Below are 23,285 nucleotides of genomic sequence, written 5' to 3' on the forward strand. Positions count from 1 at the left end.
CCTTTTTTCAGTTATAGAGTGATTCAAGTGCATCAAATAGCGGAAGGTAAAGGGTTTTAGCTATCTCACCCTCCTTGCTGTCAAATGACTCTGATAGGGTTTCTTTCATTTGAAGTAAGCAACTTGAGCTGCAAGTATCAGCTTTTGGCGGGGAGCTGAAAGTTCCTGGCGAAAATTGACTATCCATAAAACCGACATATATTGGAACACCTTTCCTTATTCCCCGCCCTATTGTTTGCCATACTGAAGTCATCAAATCCCATGAGAATTGTTTTCGCGATATTTCAGGCATATAGCTGTATGACGTTCGTAAATCAAACCCATTTGCCACTGCTACTTTTGCTGCTTTTGAGTACCACCGCTGTAGTTTCGACAAGTCTCCATCCAGTGGCCCAATAGAGCCATTCATAAAATTAAGAGCAAGCTTGTTCACCATGCCGATTACACTTGTATAATCATCAGGTCGTGGGTGTGGCCTGTGTAGAAAAAAAATAGTGCTAATGGCAGCGTAACCATCCTTTGTAATGATGTTGTGACCACGAGAAATTGGTGTTAAAGGAGCTACCAAAATACTCCCGGAAGGAGTATGGCCAAACTCTTCGACCTTGGACCGAGGGACAATATTTACACTTGGAGAAAGTGGTTCATCAGCTCGACTATCGCTTTGCTTTTGCGCTCCTTTTCTCACAGTTTGATCACTAACCAAGCAATAGACCGGATGAGACAAACCGGCTGTTGAAGTCAACTGGTTGGCAACACACTTCGCATCTTCATAGTTATTTGTAACTAGAAGGGCTCTCCGCCGGTCTTTTGCAATCTCCCCATTTTCTTTCCAATACTTTTCAAGGGTTAACCACTTTTCACGAAGAAATGTGCCCGTAGGTCTGGATTTTACGAGTTCATTTGCAATAAGCCTGAGGTTCTGCTTTCTTTCCGCCGGTGGTAATCCAGAAACTCGTATTGGATTCTCCTTTAGAGATACCAACTCAAACCGACTGTACTTTAGAGATTCGAGTTCTTCTTGAGGCTGTTCCAATATAGCCTTAACTGGCAATTGGATATCATAAATAGGAGATGCATCTTCAGAACCTCCGCCAGCCCAAGATGTGCCAGAAACAAGCAGCACATGTGGGCCTGCTTGCCCATCTGATTTAAGAAGCTGATTTAAGTGAGTTAGAAGGTATCTGCCTACTCCCAGATGGTTCACTAATTTTAATGTTCCACCTTTCGCTGAATCTGACATCGACTCGAAGGTTAATCCAAATACCGTACCGAATAAGGGCTTTGGAATGATCGAGCCGAAATGACGAAATATTCTGTTGGCTTCTCTAAATGTATCATTTTTACTTAAATCGAAATCTTCTTCGACGGCAGCTTGATTTCGAACTAAATATGAAAAGCTAGATAGGGTTAAGTTAGTAAGTAGCGACAACACTATCGCGTATGCGCGTTCATCGCTATCTTCAGGAGGTTGGTTTTTATATCGCTTCTTTTTTTCATCAGTAGGTTTATTGACTGATACGTTTGAAAAAATCGATAAACACCCCCCATTGAGCTCGCCACTAAGATCATCAATAACAGCTTGCAACTCTTCAGATACTACTGATTTAATGACATCATCTTGCAAATTCAAAAGTTTTGAATACGCTGATGCGTAGGTCTTGTTAAGCTTATCTTTATCATAATCTGCATGTCCGTCCCGATGCTTAATATTTCCCGAATAGAGCATGCTTCCGAGTAAGGAAACTTGTTCCATTTCCAAATGGGATTCTTCGGAATTAGAACTCTTTTTTGACAGATCAGATAAGATACTTAGACCTGTGAATGTTCTCCCATCAGTAATCCACTTCAGCTTTTCTCCGTACTGAAGCAAAACATGAAATGTTGCAGAGATAGAGCTTTGGAGTTGATTCAGCTCATGATGCCATCTGACGTTAGATAGTGCTTGGTATTGACTCCCCGAGAGCTCTGTTAGTGATGAGGCAAGGGCTCTTTGATTCGATGATACGAACGCATTTTCACTGCCTGAGAGAAGGTCAACCTCCTGGGCACATTCCTTATCAAAGGTGCTTAGCACATGGTCTGCTTCATCGACGAGCACGATATCAGACTGATATTGGAAGAACTCTGGGAAGGACAAGCTTTCTGAAACATGAGACTTATCAGGTGTCATATGAAGGAATGCTTGAGGCGTCATTACTACTACTCGTGCATCATTTAGTTGCCTTTGTTGATTGTGCGTTGGGCAGCTGTGAATTAAAGGACAGGTCAAACTGTTGCTCGACCCAGCTGATTGGTAGATTTGGTGACAAGGCTTTTCGTAAATTGATGCTTCTTGTTCTGACGGTTTACCAAGTGTTGAAATATTCTTTTGGAAGCCCATTAATGGGCAAGCTGTTTCAAAGTTCTCAGTCAATGCAGAAATGGCATTTAAGGATTCATCTGAAGGGAAACCCTGAGCATTCCAGTGAATCATTCCAAGATGCTCATCTCTATTAAACAATGAGCTAAGAACAGTTGAATCGCTAATTCCATGAGCCTTAAGTCTTGCTACCACTTTTGTAGCCGTTGCAGTGTCTGGAACTAAAAACAAAACGCGCTTTTTATACTCCGTTCCAACAAGGGCAAAAAGCAAAGCTTGGAGCAAGGTGCTTTTTCCGCTAGAGAGCATTCCAACCAAGTGCATGCTTTGATCTAACCTTATTCCATCCGATTGGCAAAAGTCACTATTGAAGTTTTTAATTTTTACGCGTTTTAGTCGACCTTCAAGGTTTAAAGGATCTAGCCATTTTGGAAAGCTTGAAGAGGACTCTCTAGCATCAACATCCCTTGCAACTTGATATAGGTAACTCCATGAGATAAATATTGGAGGATTAATACTTCTTTTTGTTAGCTGAACTCTTTCAAAGCGTTTTGGTTCAATATCTGGAATACTTATATCAACAATACTCTTCTTAAAGCCGGCCTTGACGTAACCCGTCCCATATTTTGGATACTCCACCTTCCGATTCAGATATGAGGCACTATTCTTAAGTGTCTCAGCTAGAAAAATATTCAGACTATCGTTTTTGATTCGATTCCGAGCGACTTTTCCGTCATTAATTGAAAATGCTGTAGCATTAGACATTAAAGAGTGGTTTGCTTGTGCTTTTCGCCAAGCCAGTTGACTACTGAGGTTTCCAGCATATTGACGAAGAGTAAAAGCTGCTTTTTGAAACTCGTCAGATTGCTTGCTGGTTAAATGTCCCTGCATCAACCCCGGAATGATAGAAACATTCTCATCAGGACAATATTCGCTTAGGAAATACAGACAAAGCTCTACTATAGCAACATCCTTGATAATGTAGCGTTCTGTGTCGATTAGACTGATATCTTTGTACTCTGAGATGTATGAGCTTAAATCCCTCATTACCTGCCCTCCAATTTATCAATAAAGTCACTAAAGGACATCAATTGAACGCTCTCGGCCAGAGCGGATTTTCGTGCTCGATTAAACATCTCTTGATAATGAGGCATTTGTTTGTATAGATAATCAGGGACGAGAATTAGTTTCTTATGGTTTGGATAACGTTGAAACCCTTTAAAGTTCCTTGCTAGTGATATTGGTGAGATGTAATCCTTTACATCAATGGCAAATCTTTCACCATGCCACTTCTTTTGAACCAGCAGATCGACCGCGTCATAGTCTGGCCACATTTCAACATCCCATCCTAACTCCTTTAGTTGATTCCCAAGCGCCAACTCGTGATAACCGGGATAGCACCAAAAAAATCGAAGTGGTCGTTTGAGTTCAAGAAAACTAGGAGTGTATTCTCTCCAAACAGGACCTTTTTCTGCGAGGGCCTTTGTAGCAAGAGGGTCTCTAAATTCAGTGCTATAACCGGTCCTTGTTTTTCTAAGTTGAGCTTGAGTAGTTGGGCAGCATGGAATTTTTCCATCTTCTGCATACCAGGCAGGCAATAGTTCGTAGAATTTATTAATTAGTTCCTTCGTGGAGGAGGCATATGTTAAGAGTATTGGAGTACTTTTGGTTAATAAATCTGTGTGCGATTCGGCCACTGGATTTTCGATTACAACCTTTCTCCAGGCGCTATAGTAATCGGCACCTCTATCACCCAACTCCTTACATATGTTCATTAGGAAACTATAGAACTCGACCTCCGCATCTTTCCCTACGAGAGCTGCAATAGTGGAGCAGTCCGTAGTAATTGTACCAGAGTTAAGAAGGCAGCTCTCACCATAAAACTCACCATGCTCTCCATCCATATAATCTGGACACCAAAGGTATATGGGCTGCTTTGACACTGAGATTAGTCGTGCCAGACTAGTGGGGTAATCAGATTCACTTTCGATATTGAATGCACTTGCGATATGAAAAGCTCTTTGTAATGCTTCTGGATAAGGCGCATGAATATGCCCAAATCTATCGAGTTGTTGCTGTATTTCTACCAGCCCAAGAGCAAACAGGTTGACCATTTCATAGGGCGTAGAACGGACTTGACTGAAAGTTGCTATTCCCAGCAATTCAAGAATCTCAATCGGAATTTTTTGCAGGTTCCCAGATTCCTCCAGTCGAATGTATCTATCTAGCGTGGGACGACTCACCCTTAAGTGCTTCAATGCGGAGTTTTTCCAACCACGCTCTCGCCCAAACATTTTATGCAATGCGGCCAACAGCATTGAACTTACCATCCTGAAGTGGACAATTTTACCCCAAGATACATACCTTCTTTCCATATGTAAAGAAGGTATAAGGGAAATTATCAAACCGATGGAGGGGGATCTGCATTTTAGGAAAGTCAGCGCTTGGTAAACCGGAAGGCCTTAATCGGGCCTATGTGAAATTCCATTGTTGATGAACGGAAAGGCTGGGCGGGAATCATAAATAGAAAGACTTTCCGGACTTTGTAATTTTCCCCAAAAGGTTCTACTTATCCCATTTTTACAAATGCATGTGCAGAAAAACTTAGCTCTTCAGTATCTTTGTGTGGACTGAAGTATAAAAGTCGCTTTCAGATGACCACGTGTGCTTCATAGATTCAATATCAACGGATAATATTCGCAGCTGCTCAATGTTTTGCCAGACTCCGCGACTCCTCGCTGCTTGAAATAGAATCCGGTTCATTAATTGATTCGAGAGGATTTGGCCTGAACTAGAATAACAGAGTGCCACATTACACCTGTCCGATTTTCTTAACTCGAACTCAATCAGACTATACCATTTCCCTGCATGATAAATGTCGGCAATGATCACTTGTCGTCTTGTGTAGGTTTCTGAATCCAGATACGACCATTGTCGTTGAGTGGCTGGTTTAGTTAAGGGAATATACTCTGTTGACTCGTCCAAAGCTCTCAAACGAGCACTGAAGCCATCTTTCTTATTAAGTAATGAAATGGCCTCTTCGAATACTTTAAAGCTTGCGGGAAGGCCTTTGCGCCGTGTTCGGTGTTGATCTAAATTACCTTTACCCGTACCGTTTTGTTTTTTGCCGCCACTACCTGTACCAAGCTCATTTGAAGGTTTATTTGGACTAGGAATAACCGGTTTGCTCATATATTCGCACTGTTCTTTGGTTGGCTTTTCAGGCCGTTTCCCCGCTAACGCTGAAAATTTATCTGTAGGTAGCGGAATACGCTCATTGGAGCATTGATTGTCTGGCTCATTTTTACTTTGTAGTGGTTTGTCACCTTTACTGGTTTTGGCATTAGGTTTGGGGAACGCGGGCTTTTTCTGGTCTGCAGGAAGAGCATTAGCCGGATCACCTTTGAGGTTGTTGTTGTCTCTATCCAGAAGCATATCTTTGAAGGGGAAAGCAGCTGAACAATGATCTATAGACAGCACTAACGTTCTCCAGGAATTATCTTTGAGTGACTTAATTCTTTTAAATCTCACCGTGATGTTTGTGGTTCCTTGGAATGGGAACTGGCTTTCAATGTAAGCATACTGATTATTAACAGCGTTTTTCATCATCGAATCGTGAGGTAGGGTAGCGCCTCGCCAGGCATCCAAGGAGTTTAGTATGCGACCAATAATCCAACCGTCTTCGTCACTCATGTGTTGGCGCAAATGCACTACACATTTATTCTCTGCCTTTAAAAAGCCACATTTTTCAAAGTTTACTATCTGGTTGAGATCATGTTTGTAATGTCCAGCAAATAACGCATGAGATAGATCTGTGGAGAGGGCGTAATAACTGCGCACCAGTTCCATCATAGGGATTAATACACCGTATGGATCTGCGCCCTGTTTAATGGCTACCAGCTTTGCGCCAGTAGCTTTCCCGAAAGTATAGAAGTTGGGTGGAATTAAATATTTATCTTCTACTTTGTGGCCACCAGATATTACTTGAGTGGTTTCGGGGGAAATATCGAGACCATAAATGATTTCGGTATTACCTGCTTTGGCTGGCTGACAGTATCCATTGTGCCAGATAGAACCTATTGAAATTAAAGGCAGCTGACCAGAGCCGATCAATATCGTTTGTTGCTTTTCTTTAATTACGCTTCGAGACGATGCAAGGTCTTTTGGTTCTGAGTGGATTAGGCTGTTTTCAGCTAGAGGACTTATGAGAATTTGTATGTAGGGTTCGGTGGGTATATTTGGATTTTGCTTTACAGCGCCGAACCAGTCGACACGCCAATATTGGTCATCGGCAGGAAATTCCTTTATTCTTGGAATCCCTGCCGACCTCATTTATTGGCTCTCTGGTACAAAATAGTGATGTTCCAGTACAAAATTACTTTGTACGGTCCAAATTAGGGTTGTAACTCACAACTTCTTCACCCGCAGCCTGTTTATCAGCATGGTAACTGGAGCGTACCAGCGGACCGCAGGCGGCATGTAAAAAGCCAAGTGCATCAGCCTTGCGTTTAAGAGCATTAAACTCTTCTGGATGCACATAGCGCTTCACCGGGTAATGGTGCTTACTGGGTTGCAGGTATTGGCCCAGAGTCAGCATGTCCACATCGTGAGCGCGCAGGTCTTCCAGTACCACTTCAATTTCCGGGATCTCTTCACCCATGCCCATCATCAGTCCGGACTTGGTGGCAACATCCGGGTGTTGCGCCTTAAATTTCTTTAACAGGTCCAGTGACCATTGATAATTTGCACCGGGACGACATTCCCGATACAAACGCGGAATGGTTTCCAGGTTGTGATTAAACACATCCGGTGCGCCATCTTTAAAGATTTCCAGCGCGCGGTCCATCCGGCCCCGGAAGTCTGGTACCAGTACTTCTATTTTCGTGGCTGGGCTGTGTTCGCGAATCGCGTTGATACAGTCCACAAAGTGTTGAGCACCACCATCGCGTAAATCATCTCTGTCAACAGAGGTGATAACCACGTATTTTAATTGCATTTCTGCGATGGTTTTTGCCAGTTTTAGCGGCTCTTCCGCACTGGGTGGTAGTGGTTTACCGTGCGCAACATCACAAAATGGACAGCGACGGGTACAGATGTCACCCAGGATCATAAAGGTGGCTGTGCCGTGATTAAAACATTCAGCCAGATTAGGACAACTGGCTTCTTCACAGACTGAATGGAGTTTATTGGCGCGCAGCGTTTTTTTGATATTTTCTATGCGATCAGTCGTGCGTGGTAATTTAATTTTTATCCACTCAGGTTTGCGCAACATCTCTGCCTTTTCGGTCGGAATGATGGTGATTGGTATGTGCTTTACTTTTTCATCATCGCGCAGTTTCACACCTGCAGCGGGTTTAGCATTACTCATTGAAACCTTCTATAAATTGTAAATCCTGAATGTTCAGTAAAGAACAAAATGCTTGCACAATGGCTTTGCCGGCGTCTTGCATGTTAGCTATGCCCCCTAATCGGGCACTGTCGGTCATTTCCAGTCCCTGATAACCACAAGGGTTTATGCGCTGAAAGGGCGCTAAGTCCATATTAACGTTAAACGCCAATCCGTGAAATGAACAGCCTTTGCGAATGCGCAATCCAACTGAACAGACTTTCTGCTGGTTAACATATACTCCAGGTGCATCGGCCTTTGGATAGGCTTCAATACCATCTTTGCTAAGGGTGTTGACGATACATTGTTCCAGCGCAGTAACCAACTCTCTGACACCGGTTTTAAGCCTGCGAATATCTAATAAGATATACATCATTTGTTGACCCGGGCCATGGTAGGTCACTTGCCCACCACGATCTACCTGCACAATCGGAATATCACCCGGGGCTAAGATATGTTCTTCTTTACCGGCCTGACCTTGCGTAAACACCGGATTGTGTTCTACCAACCAGATTTCATCAGGTGTGTCTTTGTCACGGTTGTCAGTGAAAGACTGCATGGCATTCCAGATAGGAATGTAATCTTGTGTTCCTAATTGTCTGACAATCATCAATTACAAAACAACCCTGACCAGTTCCAGGTTCCCCAATTCTGTGTAGATGGTTTCCATGTGTTCTTTGCTGGTGACTCTGACACTGACAGAAACCGAATGATAATTACCTTTAGAGCTGGGCTTAATCGTTGGGTGATAATCACCCGGAGCGTGTTGCTGAAGACAAGCAATTACATCCAGCGGAAGTTGTTCCCCGGCCACACCCATAACTTTAAACGTTTGGTTGCAGGGAAAATCCAGTAGTTCATCAAAACGCGTATCCATGACTTCTACTCAAATAAAACAAAATAGCCTGTCATTATACCTGAATGTAATCGGATGAGATATATAAACGCTGGGAGTCGCCCCGGGCGGGGCGACAAAAAGTGGAATCTTAATTGTCCATACCTAGTTTGAGCTTGATGTAATCGGTCATGCGATCAAAAAAGCCCCCTTCAGCGACAGACTGCAGCGTAACCAATGGATACTCGGCAATGTCTTCACCTTCCAGTTGCAGGTACAGGGTGCCGACTACTTCGCCTTTTTCCAGCGGTGCTTCGAGCTTTTTGTTCAGTTCAAAATTCGCCTGCAGGTTTTTGCGTTGGCCTCTTGGGATGGTGATCGGGGTATCTACTGTGATGCCTAAATCTACGGTATCGCGATCGCCCATAAAAATACGATGGGAAACAAAACTTTCCCCTGCGGTGTAAGGCGTAATGGTTTCAAAGAAGCGGAAACCGTATTTTAATAACTTTTTATTTTCAACTTTGCGGGCTCTTTCGCTCTCCGTTCCCATTACCACGCTGATCAAGCGCATATCATCCTGTGTACCTGAGGTAATAAGGCTGTAACCAGCATCGGATGTGTAGCCAGTTTTAATGCCGTCTACACTCATACTGCGATCCCACAACAAACTATTGCGGTTGTATTGCTTTATGCCGTTATAGGTAAACTCTTTAACTGAGTAATATTTGTAGGCTTCTGGCACATCGCGGATCAGGGCTTTAGCCAACAGCGACATGTCGCGCGGTGAGGTGTAGTGGCTTTCGTCGTGCAGTCCGTGACTGTTCACATAATTGGTGGAACTCATGCCTAGTTTGGCGGCATAGGAGTTCATCATGGTGGCGAATGCAGATTCGCTTCCGGCAATATGTTCAGCCATGGCAACGCAAGCATCATTGCCACTTTGCACCACAATGCCGTGGATCAGGTCTTCTACGGAAACCTCTGTGCCTACTTCGATAAACATCTTAGATGAATCAGGGAAGTTCTTAGCCCAGGCGTTTTCGGAGATCGTCACCATATCGGTCAGGGCAATATTCCCGGCATTTAACTCCTGACCGATAACATATAAGGTCATCATTTTAGTCAGGCTGGCGGGATTCAGTCTGATATCGGCATTTTGTTCCGAAATAATGTGCCCGGTTTGATAATCCAGGAGAATGTGACCCTGGGCATTGACCTCAGGGGCGGGAGGCACAATGACTGCTGCAATACTGTTTGAAATGGCACTCACAGAGAGCGCGACAGCGGCAACAAAAGAATAAAGCTTGTTGTTTCTTAACATTTTCAATCCGACTTTATAGGTTGCTGTTTGATCTCATCCGTTGAGACTGAGAAAATTCGCCGTAATATAACAGATCCCTACGACGTAATAAAAAACCATTCGTTAAAATTTGTGTGTCAGTCTGCAGCCACTAATTTATAAGCCTCAGAAAAACCACTGCTTCTTAATTCCTGCAATAATTTTTCCGGGTCGATATCACTGCTCAGTGGACCCAGCCTCAAACGAAACACACCTCCGGCTTCCGGCGTATGAGTGGGTACCTGATAAAGCTGTGCTAACCCCTTAGCCAGTTCAGACACTTTCTGGCTGTCTGAAAGCGCGGCAACCTGAATAAAGGTGCCTTTTTGTTCCGGCGTTTTTGATGGTGTTTGCTGCACTTTACCAATGGTCACTACGCCCGCTTCGTCAACGTGAATGACTTCCAGTTTCACCTGGGCCGTACCGGTTTTCAGCACATCCAGTTTTTTTGCGGCCGCCCACGACAAGTCGATAATTCGGTTGTTGTGGAATGGCCCGCGATCATTTACCCGAACGATGGCGGTTTTGTTATTTTGGGTATTCGTGACTTTTACAAAAGAGGGCAGCGGCAGGGTTTTATGCGCTGCTGTCATGTCATACATATTGTAAATTTCACCATTCGCGGTCAGGTGGCCGTGAAACTTTTGGCCGTACCAGGATGCCTCGCCCTCAGCTTCGTAACCTTTGCCCTCCGGAATAGGGAAATAATGCCTGCCCAACACGGTATAGGGACGATTGTTGGCCTCTTTATATTCCACATATTGTGGTTGTGCATCATTGAGGCTGACCTCCAGCGGCGTTTGCCGGGGGGCGGAATCGTGTTTTTGGCTGTAGCGATCGGTAGACGCACAGCCTGTAAACAACAAGGCTAACGATAAGACCAGTAAGCGTTCCATATCACTGCCTCTGCATCGCTGCTCTGAGTTGTTCACTGAGTTTGAATACCACCATGGCATATAGCGGGCTATGGTTGTAGCGGGTAATCACATAGAAGTTATCCAGTACTACCCAATACTCTTTTCCTTCTTCCAGCTCCAAAGCCAATAGTTTTGCCGGTGTATCGGGTGATGGCTGGATAGTATCTTGTAACAGAACACCGGCTTCAGAGAGTTCTTTCCAGCTATGATTGATGCTTAAGTCACTTTCCACCAATTCCAGCGCTTGCTCATTTCCGATACTGGCTTTGAAAGCCACAGCTTCGCCGGTTTGCCATTTGTGTTGTTTAAAGTAATTGGCCACACTACCAATTGCATCTACGGGGTTGTTCAAAAGGTCTCGCTGACTGTCCCCGTCAAAATCAATGGCGTAATGGCGATAGCTGGAGCTGATAAACTGTCCCCAACCCATGGCACCCGCATAAGAGCCTCTGGCTGCCAGTGGGTCCCAGCCTTCTTCACTTACCAACTTTAGATATTGGCCCAGCTCCTTCTTAAAGAAAGCTGCGCGAGGTGGATAGTGAAAACCCAGCGAATACAAGGCATCTAAAACAGAATAGGTGCCGGTATAGGAACCATAAAACGTTTCCACACCGATAATGGCGACAATAATGTGAGCCGGGACGCCTAGTTCTGCTTCTGCTCTGGCCAGCGTTTTTCGGTGTTTTTGCCAAAACGCGAGGCCGCGTTCCAGGCGTTTTTCGGTTAAAAATATCGGATAGTACTGATACCAGGGCTTCGCTTCCCAGGGACGGGCAATGGCTTCCAATACCTTGGAATTTATACTGGCGGCGTTAACTGTATCTCTGACAAATTTGCCGTCCAGCCCATATTCTTCAATGGTATCTGAGATGAATTGTTCAACTTCCTGTTCAGTGGCAACGGGATCGTTGCTTTCCTGAGGAGCTGCATAACTTAAGGTGGCCGCAGTCAATGACACACAGCCGAACAGGGCAAGCTTAAGTTGCCTTATTGATTTTTTTAGCGCACACATGCCAATAGCCTCTGTTTACTGGGGATTTTGTTATTGTTGTTATCCCGCATTGCTTTGGTCTGATTTTTATTGGGCGATTATTCCCGCGAAAGTAACTTTCGCCTTGTCGCCACTGACATAAGAATGCCAAATCCTGCCATTAATGTCACCATTGATGTTCCACCATAACTCACTAAAGGCAATGGCACACCAACAACCGGCAATATTCCGGATACCATGCCCATATTCACAAACACGTAAACGAAGAAGGTAAGGGTGATACTGCCTGCCAGTAATTTACTGTATGCTTCCTGTGCTCTCATGGCGATATACATGCCCCTGGACACTATAAATAAATACAGGCAAATCAATAATATGACACCAAGAAACCCAAATTCTTCGCTAAACACAGAAAAAATAAAATCCGTGTGGCGTTCCGGTAAAAACTCCAGTTGTGATTGCGTGCCCTGTAGCCAGCCTTTACCTTCCATGCCACCTGAGCCAATGGCAATTTTGGACTGAATGATGTGATAACCTGAACCCAAGGGGTCAGATTCGGGATTCAGAAAAGTTAAAACCCGCTGTTTTTGATAATCCTTCATTAAAAAGAACCACAAAATGGGCGTAAATGCCGATACTGCGACGGCAAAGAAGCTGAGTAATTTCCAGCGTATACCGGCCAGAAATATGGCAAAAATGCCCGAGCTTGCAATCAGCAATGAGGTACCTAAATCGGGTTGTTTGGCAATCAGTAATGTGGGCGTGACCACTAAAACTAATGCCGCTAAAACATTGAGAGTGCGCGGCGGCAGATCTTTACGGCCGATATACCAGGCTACCATCATGGGCACGGCCAGCTTTAACAGTTCTGAAGGTTGGAAGCGGAAAAAACCTAAATCTAACCAGCGCTGCGCACCTTTACCGGTTACCCCGATCACCAGAACGGCCACCAGTAGCAATACACCAACGATATAGACATACACTGAAAGTCGGCGGAACACAGTAGGAGAGACCTGCGCTAACAAAAACATCACTGTCGTGGCCAGTCCAAGCCGAATTATCTGGCGCTGCACCAGATCCCAGTCTTGTCCACCCGCAGAATAGATAGTAAACAGACCTACTATCATCAGGGTTAATAAACCCAATAACAATGGCCCATCCAGATGAAGTTTATACAGGAACGACTGATTTCTGGCGTCCATTTTTTCAGAATTCATTGTTAATTATTCCTGTTTTGCGCCAGGGTGGCGTTACCTTCACCAAAATACTGGTCCATGATCATTCTGGCGATTGGCCCTGCCTGAGCACTGCCACTACCGGCATTTTCCAGCGCAACGGCAACCACAATTTCCGGATCGTCGTAGGGGGCAAAACCTACGTACATGGCATTGTCGCGATGACGTTCGTCTAGTTTTTCCGCATCGTATTTTTCGCCCTGGGCGATGGATACCAGCTGAGCAGTACCGGTTTTACCGGCAGACAGGTAACTGGTGTTCTTGAAGGAATTGCGACCTGTGCCTTTTTCTCTGTGGTTTACACCATACATGGCATCAAGAACAATGTGCCAATTAGTCATATCTGCAACTTCGATGGGCTCCCGGATTTTAGGTTCCGCCACAACCGTTTGTCCTTCCTGATGTATACCCCGGAATACCTGCGGAACGTAACGGGTGCCATGGTTAACCAGCGCCGTAACTGAACTGGCCAGTTGCACCGGTGTTGCCGTCCAGGGCCCCTGACCAATGCCTACAACAATGGTGTCACCCATATACCAGGGCTCCCCCATACGGGCTTTTTTCCAGCCTCGCGAAGGTAAAATAGCGCTGGATTCTTCGTAAAGATCTAATCCGGAGTATTCACCAAAACCAAACTGAGCCATGTAACCACTGATTTCATCAATGCCCATGCGGTAGGCCAGATCGTAAAAGAAGGTATCGCAGGATTGTTCTATCGCATCAGTGACGTTGACATGTCCATGCCCCCAGGATAACCAGTCGCGCCATTTATGGGTGACGTTTTTCAAAGTAAATACACCGCGATCAAAGATTTGTGTATCTAATCTGATATGTTTGTTCTCCAGTCCCAGCAGGGCCAGGTGTGGTTTTACTGTTGAGGCCGGAGGATATTGACCTTGTGTGGCGCGGTTGATAAGCGGCTTGTCGGCAGAATTCAGCAATGCGCTGTAGTTTTTACGACTGATACCATGTACAAACAGGTTGGGATCATAGGCCGGATTACTATACAAGGTCAGCACTCCGCCATCGCGCGCATCCAGTACCACCACCGCGCCGCGATTACCGGCTAAGGCCTGCTGCGCGACTTTTTGCATTTCGACATCGATGTTGACTGTGATGTCTTTGCCTGGCACTGGCGGGACAAAGTTCAATGTGCGGATAATTCGCCCCTGATTATTCACTTCGACTTCCTGAGAGCCCACCTGACCGTGCAACAACGACTCGTGATATTTCTCAATGCCCAATTTGCCGATGTCGTATGTGGCTGCATAGTTTGCTTCCTGACCGGCTTCCTGAAGTTTCTTCAAATCTTTTTGATTAATTTTGGAGACGTAACCCAGTACATGGGTCAACGTGTCGCCATGCGGATAGTAGCGGGTCAGTCGGGCTTCGATGGAAACACCCGGAAAACGATGTTGATGGGCAGAGAATTGCGCCACACTCTGTTTACTCAATCTGTTCAACAGGGTTACAGGTTTAAATCGCCGTTGACCGCGATAGTCTTTATAAAAATCCTCAACATCGCTGTCAGAAATATTTAAAAGTTGCGCCAATTCAGCAACGGTTTGTTCCAGGTTTTTGATTTCATTGGGCACCAACTGCAGGCTAAACACAGGCCTGTTTTCTGCCAGCAGCACGCCATTTCGATCGTAGATAAGGCCTCTGTTTGGAGCTACAGGGAGTACTTTTATACGGTTGCCATTCGAGCGCGTCTGATAATCGTCGTAGCGTGTTACCTGCAAGTGGTATAGATTAAACAGTAAAGCGGACGCCATCATGGTAATGATGATCAGAGCGATGAAGGAGCGTCGCGCAAACAGATTGGCTTCTGCGGAATGGTCCCGTATGACTACGCGCTTTGGCGCCATTATTTACTCTCTATGGTATGGATGATTATTATTTAGCGACCAACCCCGAAATAAGCTTTCCGCCACGATGACTCGAACCAGGGGGTGAGGTAGTGTCAATGGAGATAAAGACCACTTTTGTTCCGCAAGGTTCAAACAATCTTGCGATAAACCTTCCGGACCACCAATCATCAGGCTAACATTTCGTCCGTCCAGTTGCCATTTTTCCATATTTTGAGCCAGCTTGTGGGTGTCCCAGGCTGCACCTGTGACCTCAAGAGCAATAACGCGATTTCCTTTGGGGATCGCGTTTTGAATAAGTTCACCTTCCTTTTGCAGAATTCGGGCGATATCTGCATTTTTGGTGCGCTTTCCTGGTGTGATTTCAGTAAAAGAAACCCGATAATCGGGTGGCATTCGGCGTAAGTATTCTTCAACGCCCCGGCTAACCCAGTCAGGCATTTTGTTGCCAACGGCAACGACATTAATCTGCATTGTAAAGGCTTAGTTCCAAATCTTCTCTAATTGATAATGATCGCGGGTTTCGTCCTGCATGACATGCACAACCACATCACCGTAATCAATAAGCACCCACTCACCAGTGTCCTGACCCTGGACATTCAGTGGCTTTTCACCTATTTGTTTGCTTTGTTGCACCAGATTTTGTGCGATTGATACGACATGACGTTTAGAGTTACCCGAGCAAATCAGCATGGTATCGGTAACCGAGCTTTTGCCGGTAACATCAATGTCAATAATGTCTCTGCCTTTTACATCTTCGATTTTGTCTTTCACAAAACGTTTAAGTTCTTCGTGCTCCAATTTTTCTCCTGCACATTTTCTACAATCGTATTAAGTATAAGTCATTCACCCTGCAAAGCCTTATAAAATAACGTCATTAAAACTTTGCCGGTAAAACGTTTTCCTGATTTAGCCCGTTTGCGCCTGAGTCATCAGTGGTATTCCAGTTGAATCCCGCTCAACGCCATAGGAACAAAGAGCAGGCATAAGTGGCACAGTTCTACATAGGGACGTTGTACTGCACTACTTTTTATTGCGATATCAAAAGCGGATAATTTATCGCGTATTTCATCCAGTTGTTTTGGGGTTAATCTGCGGGCCACGTTAAGGTACAAGGACTGCTTGTTTTTCCAGATACGGTGACTGCTAAACACCCGATCCACAGGTTGTGATGCCTGTTGCGCACGGGTCAGTGAATCCAGGACTTGCCATTCCCGGGTCAGTGCCCAGCAAATTATGGTGGGCTCAATACCTTCACTTTCCAGCCGGGTGAGCAGTTTAATGCATCGTTGGGCATCACCGGCCAGTAGTGTATCGGTGAGCTGAAAAACATTGTATCTGGACTGCTCAGACACCATGCCGGAAATATCCTGGCGGGAGATCTGGCCATCCGGGAACAGCAACTTCAGCTTTTCCATTTCCTGTACAGCGGCTATCAGATTACCCTCAAAAAAATCACAGAAAAAACTCACCAAATCCGGTGTGTTCTGAATACTGTGTTCCCGCAACTTATCATTAACCCACTGTGTTAGGCGGTTGCCTTCTGGTTGAAAACAGGGCAGGTACACGCCTTGTTTATCGAGGGCTTTAAACCATTTGGTGTTTTGTACGTCTTTGCCGATTTTGCCTCCGTGAACGACTAAGACAATATCCGGGTTAGCTTTTTCGCTGATCTCCAGTAAGGTTTTTGCCCCTTCAGTGCCGGGTTTACCGGTGGGGATTTCCAGTTCAATGAGTTGTCTCTCAGCAAACAGACTCATGCTTTGGAACGCGTCAATCAGATGCTGCCATTCAAATTGAGCATCAGCCACCAAACTGTGGCGCTCAGTAAAGCCCTCTGTCTGGGCTTTGTCTCTCACCCGTTGCAGGGCTTCCATTTTTTGCTGTGGTTCTTCACCAAACACCAAAACGGTGTTAGGTAAAGACTTATTCAGATGTTGTGCAAATTGATTGGGATAAATCTGCATCAGTTTTGATTGTCAGTCTTGCTAAGTTGACGAATGATGCGATCTGCAGCCTGGCGACGCATTTCGGCCAGTATCAGGTCCAGTTCCCGTGATTTAGCCAGTACCTGGTCGGGATCATCCTGATATTCCCGGGTAAGCTGAAATTCAAAGTCCCGAATATCACCACTGGGCATTTGTACCTGGTATTGGCAAAAATAAATGAGTTCGTATTCAGCAACCTGTCCGGTTGGGAACAGAGACAACAGGCGTCGTTCCAGCTTTTCCGGCAAAATAAACAGTGTCGGTACCTGAAACTGATGATGCTCTTTGGGATGTGTTTGATTTATTACTTCGGCAGAATACACGGCCAGGCGCCTAATCAATACATCGGTGAGTGGCGATTTTTGCGTAGCGTTTTGCACTCTGACTTTTTGGAATTGATCCGCTATCTGAAAGTCATTGCGCAATTTAAAGCCACAACCACTCATCAGAGTGATTGCGACTGCGATTCCCGCCAAAATCGTGGCTTTAGACATTCTTCTGGACACTAGTTAGCCACAATGTTCAGTAGTTTACCTGGAACGTAAATCACCTTGCGAATGGTTTTACCTTCGGTAAAGTTTTTCACGTTTTCATGGGCAAGGCCTTCCGCTTCAACGGATTCTTTGGCGGCGTCCGCGGCAACGGTAATTTTTGCCCTGACCTTGCCATTCACCTGCACCACAATCAGTTTTTCATCTTCAACCATGGCGCTTTCATCAGCTAACGGCCAGCCAGCGGTTTCAATGTCTGAGTTGTGGCCCAAAATCTGCCATAGCTCATGGCAGATGTGTGGTGTAATGGGGTTTAGCATCTGAGTCATGGCAACCGCGACTTCACGTGCGATAGCTCTGTCTTGCGCAGAATCTTGTGGTGCTTTTTGTGCCGTATTTAACAGCTCCATAATGGCTGCGATGGCAGTGTTAAAGGTTTGACGACGATTAATGTCGTCAGACACCTTGGCGATGGTTTTATGCAGATCGCGGCGCAACGCTTTTTGTTGACCATTCAGGCTGCTGATATCCAGTGCTTCCACTTCGCCCTGAGCCATGTTTTCTGTGACATAACGCCAGAAACGTTTCAGGAATCGATGGGCACCATCTACCGCTGAGTCAACCCATTCCAGGGTTTGCTCTGGTGGCGCGGCGAACATGGTGAACAAACGAATAGTGTCGGCACCGTACAATTCAATAACGGATTGCGGATCAACACCATTGTTCTTGGATTTGGACATCTTGGTCATACCACAGTGTTCTACCGGTTGACCGTCAGATTTCAATATGGCTGCCGTGATGCGACCTTTTTCATCACGCTGTACTTCTACGTCAGCAGGGTTAAACCAGATATCACCGCCTTTTTCGTCTTTACGACGGAAAGAATCGGCGAGTACCATGCCCTGGCATAACAGACGGGTGAAAGGTTCGCTAGAATTAACTAATCCTTCATCGCGCAATAACTTATGGAAGAAGCGGGCGTACAACAGGTGCAAAATTGCATGTTCGATACCACCGATATACTGATCCACTGGCAACCAATGGTTAGCTTCTTCGGGGTTTAACATTTGCTCAGCAGATGGCGAGCTGTATTTTGCATAATACCAGCTGGATTCCATGAAGGTATCGAAGGTATCTGTTTCACGTTCTGCTTGTTGACCCTGAATTTGCACTTTACGCCACTCAGGATCTGCTTTGATGGGCGAGGTTACGCCATCCATTTGCACATCTTCCGGTAACTCAACCGGCAGTTGTTCTGGTGGTACGGGTACTGAAGTGCCATCTTCCAGGTTGATCATCGGAATCGGCGCACCCCAATAACGCTGACGGGACACACCCCAGTCACGCAACCGGAAGTTTACTTTTATCTGGCCTTTACCTGCGGCGATTAAATCATCCGCGATGGCTTTAAAGGCCGCTTCGCTGTCCAGACCATCGAACTTACCAGAATTGATCAGCAAGCCCTTTTCAGTGTAAGCCGATTTATTCAGGTCACAGCTGTCTTCGCCGACAGGGGCAATAACCTGGGTGATATTCAAAGCGTATTTAGTGGCAAATTCCCAGTCTCTTTGATCGTGACCAGGTACTGCCATTACGGCACCGGAGCCGTAATCCATCAATACGAAGTTAGCTACCCATACAGGCACTAAATCACCGGTAATGGGATGCTCTGCCATTAACCCGGTGGCACAGCCTTTTTTCTCCATCGTGGCTAAATCCGCTTCCGCCACCTTTGTGTTTTTACATTCATCAATGAACGCCGCAAGTTCTGCATTGTTTTTTGCGGCTTCCAGCGCCAATGGATGCTGCGCAGCAAGTGCCACGTAAGTTACACCCATTAAGGTATCCGGGCGGGTGGTGTAGATATCAAAGGACTCGTCAGAATCGGCCACCTTGAAGGTCATTTCTACACCTTCGGAACGACCAATCCAGTTGCGCTGCATGGCTTTAACCTGTTCAGGCCATCCTTCCATGTTGTCCAGCTCATCCAGCAGTTCTTGTGCGTAAGCCGTAATTTTAATAAACCACTGAGGAATTTCTTTTTGTTCAACTAATGCACCGGAGCGCCAGCCACGGCCGTCGATAACCTGCTCATTGGCCAGTACAGTCTGGTCCACGGGGTCCCAGTTAACCGTTGAGTTTTTGCGATAAACCAGGCCTTTTTCATACAAACGAGTGAAAAACCATTGTTCCCACTGATAATATTCTTTTTTGCAGGTGGCCAGTTCGCGGTCCCAGTCATAACCAAAGCCCAGAGATAACAACTGTTGCTTCATGTAATCAATATTGGCGTAGGTCCATTTTGCCGGAGCCGTTTTATTTTGAATGGCTGCATTTTCAGCCGGTAAACCAAACGCATCCCAGCCAATGGGTTGCAGTACATTTTTACCCTGCATTCTCTGATACCGGCTAATCACGTCACCGATGGTGTAATTACGAACGTGACCCATGTGCAGGCGACCACTGGGATAGGGGAACATGGAGAGACAGTAGAACTTTTCTTTACTGTCATCTTCTGTGGCTTTGAATGATTGGTTTTCTTGCCAGTAGTGTTGAACGTTGGATTCGATTTCTTGAGGACTATATTCTGAGGTCATTCAGGGTTCCGTTTAATACAACTTTTTCTGCAGTCTCGGTATTCATTTTCCGAGTGATAAAATTACTGCAAGAATACAATAGTCGATACCTGTGGAACAACCGTTAATTAAAGCCTTCGTAGTGAAATGACGGATTTATTTTGTGATTTGTAGAGGAATCTGGCAATTGCGCTAAAAAACTGTTTTTCATTCCGGTGGATTGAGAAATTCCGCTAGCCCGCCCAACTGTTGTGCCTGCACTTTATCGACTATGGGTGCCAGCGTGTCGTAACCGCCAGGATTGATGCCGCTGACGGTATATTTGAGGGTAATTTGTGTTTGACCTTGCTCGTTTTGCTCAAAGCTCCAGTCCAATGCACCGTGCATACCCATACCCTGCAGTGGCCCTAGTCCACCAGTCATACGCAACAGGGTGTATTGATCCACAAAACTGATACGCATGTGCTCGGCGGAATTATTACCGGCGGTTTCACAAAAGCAACCGCCGGCCTGTTCATCGATGGATAGATTTTCGGCTTTGCCCCACCAGGTGTGATCGGCCGGCCACCATTGCCCAACGTTATCTATCATTGCTCGCCATGCTTGCTGCGGCGAAGCATCCGTTTGCACTTTGTTTTCGATAATAAATCCATGCTGATTAACGTGTATTACATCAGCATTAACGACTGGTGACAGGAGTGCAGAAACGGTGATCAGACGAAGCAATGACTTTAGAAACATAACTATACTCGGCAAAGGTTGATTGAATATCCGGGTCGATCGAAAATTGGGCAAAAAAAAGCTCAATGTGAATCATGGTTTGACAGCGACAAATAATCAAGCTTCACTAGGCTAGAAAATGATAAAAAGCGACGATTTATTAAGGAAATCATGAAGTCTATTGCACCTCTGACGCCAGAACAACTATCAGCCAATATTCACAAACGGATCATTAACCACGCCCTGAAAGATGATGCCGTGTTACACAGCACTTTTATTGGTCAGGAGCGCGCTCGAGAGGCGCTTGAATTCGGCTTAGGCATAGATGCAAAAGGCTACAATCTCTATGTTATGGGGGAGCATGCAACAGGGCGTTATACTCTGGTACAGGAATATGTCGAAAAATTTGTAAGCAAAACTGACACGCCCGATGACTGGTGCTACATCAATAATTTTGACGATGAGCGCGAGCCGATAGCATTGCGATTAACCCCGGGTGAGGGCAAGCAACTGGTTAAGGAGGTCAACGCCCTAATCGATGAATTGTTAGATACCTTTCCTGCTGTTTATGACAACCCGGGTTACCAGCGTAAAAAAGCGGCGGTCGCTCGCGACTACGATCAACGTTACGACAAAGTCATCGATGAAATCGAGACTTATGCACAGAAGAAGGATGTGGCACTTTACGAAGAAGATGGCACCATCAGCTTTTCACCTATTATCAATGGCAAACCCATAGATGACGAAGAGTTTGCCAAACTCTCTGATGAAAAACGCCAGTACTTTTATGACCTCATTGATGACCTGGAAGAAATTCTCAATGAAAAATTAATCGAGTTACCGCAATGGAAGCGGGAATCATCAGAACGTCTGAGGATTTTGAAAAAGGAAACGGCAGAACAGGCCATTAAACCCATTCTTAAACAGCTGGAACATAAATACAGTGCCGACCTGGGTATCTTGAAGTTTCTGCGTCAGATGAAGCCCGATTTGGTAAAGATTGTGGTAGAGGTGCTTGCTTCGGATAGTAAAGAAGACAAACACGACGAATACGACAAACGCACCATTTTAGAAGAGCAGTATCTGCCCAATATCATCACCAGCCATGAGCCGGACAGCGGCGCGCCGGTGGTGTATGAGCCCAATCCTACTTATCAGAATATTTTTGGTCGCATTGAATATAGCAATATACAGGGTTCATTGTTTACCAACTTCCGTATGATTCGACCCGGCGCCCTGCACAAAGCCAATGGCGGCTATCTGTTGCTGGATGCCGACAAGATGATTCATCAACCCTTTGTCTGGGAATCGTTGAAGCTGGCGCTCAAGTTTGGTGAAGTAAAACTGGATATTTCCCAACATGACTATGGCATGGTGAATTCCATCACCCTGAATCCGCAGCAAATTCCTCTGAGTGTCAAAGTGATCCTGTTGGGCACACGTGATTTGTATTACATGTTGCAGGAATACGATGACGAATTCGAAGAGCTGTTCAGAGTACTGGTGGATTTTGATTCTGAGATCCCTCTAAATAAAGGCAATCTGTACGATTTCGTGGGGCGGGTGCGCAATCATGTGAAAAAGTTGGAGTTTGCCAGCATTTCCAATCCTGCCATGCATAAACTGGTGGAATACAGTTTACGTACTGCAGAGCATCAGGAGCGACTGTCTGCCCGTTTTGCCGACGTAATAGAGCTGCTGCAGGAGGCCGCCTATTTTTGTCGCCAAAAAGGGGCAATTGAAATGGATGTGTCACATATCAATGAAGCGCTGGAAGCCAAAACCCGGCGCAGTGGCCGTATCAGTCAGGCGCTTCTGGACGACATCAAAGAAGGTCAGGTATTAATTGATACCGAAGGGGAGGCCGTGGGTAAAATCAATGGCCTTACCGTGCTGGAAATTGGTGACAGCGTGTTTGGCACACCGGCACGAATTACCTCTACTGTATATGCCGGTTCCAATGGTGTGGTGGATATTGAACGGGAAGTCGAGTTGGGGCAATCCATTCACTCAAAAGGCGTAATGTTGTTAACTGGTTATCTGGGGCACAAGTATGCACAGGATTTTCCGCTAACCTTATCCGCTAACATTGCTATCGAACAATCTTACGGCCATGTGGATGGCGACAGTGCTTCGCTGGCTGAACTGGTGGCATTGCTGTCGGCACTTACCGGCGTGCCGGTGAAACAGGAGTTGGCGGTAACCGGGTCTATCAATCAATATGGCGAAGTGCAATCCATTGGTGGTGTGAATGAAAAGATCGAGGGCTTTTTCAAGTTGTGTCATCACCGTGGATTCAGCGGAAAGCAAGGGGTGGTAATACCGAAATCCAATCAGATCAATCTGATGCTAAATAGTAAAGTCGTTGAAGCGGTGAAAAAAGGCGTGTTTCACATTTACTGTGTGGCGACAGTGGATGAAGCCGTTACCATACTGACGGGTATTGATGCAGGTAAACTCTCCGCAAAAGGCAGGTTCCCCAAATCATCGGTGAACTATAAGGCATTACAGCGACTGAAAAAGATCTCCGACAGTATTAATGGTGCGGATGAAGATTAGCGACTGATTCAGCGG

The 23,285-nt window shown here is 45.6% G+C and carries 18 protein-coding genes; 1 reads left to right on the forward strand and 17 read right to left on the reverse strand.

The features are described 5' to 3' along the window. Window positions 1-7: 7 nt before the first annotated feature. From LJ740_RS09595 to LJ740_RS09675, 17 genes are all read right to left on the reverse strand, one after another. Window positions 8-3,409 carry a hypothetical protein gene (locus LJ740_RS09595; protein WP_229528845.1) on the reverse strand — a complete coding sequence of 1,134 codons (3,402 nt, stop codon included), beginning with the start codon at window positions 3,407-3,409 and terminating at the stop codon, window positions 8-10. Continuing rightward, on the reverse strand, window positions 3,409-4,680 hold the full coding sequence (locus LJ740_RS09600) for a restriction endonuclease-related protein (protein ID WP_229528846.1): 1,272 nt from the start codon (window positions 4,678-4,680) through the stop codon (window positions 3,409-3,411). Before LJ740_RS09600 ends, LJ740_RS09595 begins: the two co-directional genes overlap by 1 nt. Before the next feature lie 286 nt (window positions 4,681-4,966). Next, window positions 4,967-6,694, reverse strand: coding sequence for a hypothetical protein (locus LJ740_RS09605; RefSeq protein ID WP_229528847.1), 1,728 nt, complete (start codon window positions 6,692-6,694; stop codon window positions 4,967-4,969). A gap of 43 nt (window positions 6,695-6,737) precedes the next feature. Beyond that, on the reverse strand, window positions 6,738-7,730 hold the full coding sequence (gene lipA, locus LJ740_RS09610; protein WP_229528848.1) for a lipoyl synthase: 993 nt from the start codon (window positions 7,728-7,730) through the stop codon (window positions 6,738-6,740). Further along, complete coding sequence (gene lipB, locus LJ740_RS09615; RefSeq protein WP_229528849.1) at window positions 7,723-8,358, reverse strand: lipoyl(octanoyl) transferase LipB; 636 nt, start codon at window positions 8,356-8,358, stop codon at window positions 7,723-7,725. Before lipB ends, lipA begins: the two co-directional genes overlap by 8 nt. Window positions 8,359-8,361: 3 nt before the next feature. Beyond that, window positions 8,362-8,625 (reverse strand): DUF493 family protein YbeD, encoded by a 264-nt coding sequence (gene ybeD / locus LJ740_RS09620; RefSeq protein ID WP_229528850.1) that lies wholly within the window; start codon window positions 8,623-8,625, stop codon window positions 8,362-8,364. Window positions 8,626-8,734: 109 nt separating this feature from the next. Continuing rightward, the gene (locus LJ740_RS09625; RefSeq protein WP_229528851.1) at window positions 8,735-9,907 is read right to left on the reverse strand and encodes a serine hydrolase; all 1,173 of its coding nucleotides are present in this window, start codon (window positions 9,905-9,907) and stop codon (window positions 8,735-8,737) included. Window positions 9,908-10,023: 116 nt separating this feature from the next. Further along, window positions 10,024-10,821 carry a septal ring lytic transglycosylase RlpA family protein gene (locus LJ740_RS09630; RefSeq protein ID WP_229528852.1) on the reverse strand — a complete coding sequence of 266 codons (798 nt, stop codon included), beginning with the start codon at window positions 10,819-10,821 and terminating at the stop codon, window positions 10,024-10,026. 1 nt (window position 10,822) lies between these two features. Beyond that, complete coding sequence (gene mltB, locus LJ740_RS09635) at window positions 10,823-11,854, reverse strand: lytic murein transglycosylase B (protein ID WP_229528853.1); 1,032 nt, start codon at window positions 11,852-11,854, stop codon at window positions 10,823-10,825. Window positions 11,855-11,931: 77 nt separating this feature from the next. Then, a complete protein-coding gene (gene rodA, locus LJ740_RS09640; RefSeq protein ID WP_229528854.1) occupies window positions 11,932-13,050 on the reverse strand; it encodes a rod shape-determining protein RodA in 1,119 nt (372 codons plus the stop codon). A 2-nt stretch (window positions 13,051-13,052) separates the two neighbouring features. Next, window positions 13,053-14,936: a penicillin-binding protein 2 gene (gene mrdA, locus LJ740_RS09645; protein WP_229528855.1), complete on the reverse strand. Its 1,884-nt coding sequence runs from the start codon at window positions 14,934-14,936 to the stop codon at window positions 13,053-13,055. 3 nt (window positions 14,937-14,939) lie between these two features. Beyond that, entirely contained in the window at window positions 14,940-15,410 is a 471-nt protein-coding gene (gene rlmH / locus LJ740_RS09650) for a 23S rRNA (pseudouridine(1915)-N(3))-methyltransferase RlmH (protein ID WP_229528856.1), read from the reverse strand. A 9-nt stretch (window positions 15,411-15,419) separates the two neighbouring features. Further along, window positions 15,420-15,737, reverse strand: a complete 318-nt coding sequence (gene rsfS, locus LJ740_RS09655) for a ribosome silencing factor (protein WP_229528857.1) — start codon at window positions 15,735-15,737, stop codon at window positions 15,420-15,422. 131 nt (window positions 15,738-15,868) lie between these two features. Continuing rightward, window positions 15,869-16,903: a DNA polymerase III subunit delta gene (gene holA, locus LJ740_RS09660; RefSeq protein WP_229528858.1), complete on the reverse strand. Its 1,035-nt coding sequence runs from the start codon at window positions 16,901-16,903 to the stop codon at window positions 15,869-15,871. Continuing rightward, window positions 16,903-17,418 (reverse strand): LPS-assembly lipoprotein LptE, encoded by a 516-nt coding sequence (locus LJ740_RS09665; RefSeq protein ID WP_229528859.1) that lies wholly within the window; start codon window positions 17,416-17,418, stop codon window positions 16,903-16,905. The genes holA and LJ740_RS09665 overlap by 1 nt, the downstream gene beginning before the upstream one ends. A gap of 11 nt (window positions 17,419-17,429) precedes the next feature. Continuing rightward, window positions 17,430-20,012, reverse strand: coding sequence for a leucine--tRNA ligase (leuS, locus tag LJ740_RS09670; protein ID WP_229528860.1), 2,583 nt, complete (start codon window positions 20,010-20,012; stop codon window positions 17,430-17,432). Window positions 20,013-20,198: 186 nt separating this feature from the next. After that, entirely contained in the window at window positions 20,199-20,732 is a 534-nt protein-coding gene (locus LJ740_RS09675) for an SRPBCC family protein (protein ID WP_229528861.1), read from the reverse strand. Window positions 20,733-20,882: 150 nt separating this feature from the next. Here LJ740_RS09675 and LJ740_RS09680 point away from each other — a divergent pair, with 150 nt between their 5' ends. Next, on the forward strand, window positions 20,883-23,270 hold the full coding sequence (locus tag LJ740_RS09680; RefSeq protein ID WP_229528862.1) for a Lon protease family protein: 2,388 nt from the start codon (window positions 20,883-20,885) through the stop codon (window positions 23,268-23,270). The last annotated feature ends 15 nt before the right edge of the window (window positions 23,271-23,285 follow it).

The sequence above is a fragment of the Planctobacterium marinum genome, assembly GCF_020687805.1.
Taxonomy (GTDB): Bacteria; Pseudomonadota; Gammaproteobacteria; order Enterobacterales; family Alteromonadaceae; genus Planctobacterium; species Planctobacterium marinum.

Excerpts from the sequence above, each read along its gene's own strand:
- LJ740_RS09595 (WP_229528845.1), bottom strand. The coding sequence starts at position 3,409 with ATGAGGGATTTAAGCTCATACATCTCAGAGTACAAAGATATCAGTCTA.
- LJ740_RS09600 (WP_229528846.1), bottom strand. The coding sequence starts at position 4,680 with ATGCTGTTGGCCGCATTGCATAAAATGTTTGGGCGAGAGCGTGGTTGG.
- LJ740_RS09605 (WP_229528847.1), bottom strand. The coding sequence starts at position 6,694 with ATGAGGTCGGCAGGGATTCCAAGAATAAAGGAATTTCCTGCCGATGAC.
- lipA (WP_229528848.1), bottom strand. The coding sequence starts at position 7,730 with ATGAGTAATGCTAAACCCGCTGCAGGTGTGAAACTGCGCGATGATGAA.
- lipB (WP_229528849.1), bottom strand. The coding sequence starts at position 8,358 with ATGATTGTCAGACAATTAGGAACACAAGATTACATTCCTATCTGGAAT.
- ybeD (WP_229528850.1), bottom strand. The coding sequence starts at position 8,625 with ATGGATACGCGTTTTGATGAACTACTGGATTTTCCCTGCAACCAAACG.
- LJ740_RS09625 (WP_229528851.1), bottom strand. The coding sequence starts at position 9,907 with ATGTTAAGAAACAACAAGCTTTATTCTTTTGTTGCCGCTGTCGCGCTC.
- LJ740_RS09630 (WP_229528852.1), bottom strand. The coding sequence starts at position 10,821 with ATGGAACGCTTACTGGTCTTATCGTTAGCCTTGTTGTTTACAGGCTGT.
- mltB (WP_229528853.1), bottom strand. The coding sequence starts at position 11,854 with ATGTGTGCGCTAAAAAAATCAATAAGGCAACTTAAGCTTGCCCTGTTC.
- rodA (WP_229528854.1), bottom strand. The coding sequence starts at position 13,050 with ATGAATTCTGAAAAAATGGACGCCAGAAATCAGTCGTTCCTGTATAAA.
- mrdA (WP_229528855.1), bottom strand. The coding sequence starts at position 14,936 with ATGGCGCCAAAGCGCGTAGTCATACGGGACCATTCCGCAGAAGCCAAT.
- rlmH (WP_229528856.1), bottom strand. The coding sequence starts at position 15,410 with ATGCAGATTAATGTCGTTGCCGTTGGCAACAAAATGCCTGACTGGGTT.
- holA (WP_229528858.1), bottom strand. The coding sequence starts at position 16,903 with ATGCAGATTTATCCCAATCAATTTGCACAACATCTGAATAAGTCTTTA.
- LJ740_RS09665 (WP_229528859.1), bottom strand. The coding sequence starts at position 17,418 with ATGTCTAAAGCCACGATTTTGGCGGGAATCGCAGTCGCAATCACTCTG.
- leuS (WP_229528860.1), bottom strand. The coding sequence starts at position 20,012 with ATGACCTCAGAATATAGTCCTCAAGAAATCGAATCCAACGTTCAACAC.
- LJ740_RS09675 (WP_229528861.1), bottom strand. The coding sequence starts at position 20,732 with ATGTTTCTAAAGTCATTGCTTCGTCTGATCACCGTTTCTGCACTCCTG.
- LJ740_RS09680 (WP_229528862.1), top strand. The coding sequence starts at position 20,883 with ATGAAGTCTATTGCACCTCTGACGCCAGAACAACTATCAGCCAATATT.